At 43.1% G+C, this 1,280-nt stretch carries 1 protein-coding gene; it reads left to right on the top strand.

All coding sequences use genetic code 11. The features are described from left to right. Positions 1-495: 495 nt before the first annotated feature. A partial coding sequence (ltrA, locus tag G586_RS0116980; protein ID WP_026528663.1) for a group II intron reverse transcriptase/maturase occupies positions 496-1,280 on the top strand: 785 nt, incomplete at its 3' end.

A 1,280-nucleotide genomic window follows, 5' to 3' on the forward strand; every position in this document is an offset into this window, starting at 1 on the left:
TTTTTAGTTTGCGCGCCATGGGCGCACTCTAACAGGTGAAAGTCCTGAACACGCCCAGATAGTGGGAAGTGTATAGCCGAACAGCAAGGGTGTCCATCGCGAGATGGAATCTGAAGGAAGCTGTAAGCAAATCTCTGGTCCGACGGACAGAAATCACATATAAGGCTAGGCTACGAGAGATAAGTTGGCTAAAAGCAACGAAGTCTTATAACTATCACCTTTGTAGTAGCAGAGTAAATGTGGCGGATATATGGAGAGAAAGAGCGTGCACCTTAAGCGTGGAGGTCTCACAGAGGTTTCATTAGCCTAGTAACAACGAACTGTGAGAAGTCAGCCGAACCCATAGTAGCGAGGAAGTCTCTGTAATGGAGATGGAGTGAAGGGGCGAACAATCAATAAGTTTGAGTATGTCTCGTGTTGCAGAAATGACAACATCTGCCGTAACCAATCGGGATAAGGGTGGTCAAATCAAGCGGGGCGGAAAGGAAAGAACGCATGGACACAAGTAGTCTAATGGAGCAGATACTATCCAGCGATAATCTCAACAGAGCATATCTGCAAGTCGTACGAAACAAAGGTGCAGAGGGAGTGGACGGAATGAAATACACAGAACTCAAGGAACATCTTGAAAAGAACGGCGATATCATCAAGGAACAGTTGAGGACAAGAAAGTATAAACCTCAGCCAGTACGAAGAGTGGAGATACCAAAGCCTGATGGTGGTATCAGAAACCTAGGAGTACCAACAGTAACAGACAGATTCATACAACAAGCCATAGCACAGGTTTTAACACCAATCTATGAGGAACAATTCCATGACCACAGTTATGGATTCAGACCTAATAGATGTGCACAACAAGCAATCCTAACAGCGCTCGACATGATGAATGACGGCAATGATTGGATTGTAGATATTGACTTGGAAAAGTTCTTTGACACAGTAAATCACGATAAACTTATGACCATCATAGGTAGAACTATTAAAGATGGAGATGTTATCTCTATTGTCAGGAAATACCTGGTCAGTGGAATCATGATTGATGATGAGTACGAGGACTCTATTGTGGGAACACCACAAGGAGGAAATCTCTCGCCATTATTGGCGAATATCATGTTGAATGAACTTGATAAGGAGATGGAAAAGCGTGGGCTTAACTTTGTAAGATACGCAGATGATTGTATCATCATGGTTGGTAGTGAAATGTCTGCTAATAGAGTTATGAGAAATATCTCTCGATTCATTGAGGAGAAACTAGGTCTCAAGGTCAACATGACCAAGAG

The organism is Butyrivibrio sp. VCD2006 (genome assembly GCF_000423925.1).
Classification (GTDB): Bacteria; Bacillota; Clostridia; order Lachnospirales; family Lachnospiraceae; genus Butyrivibrio.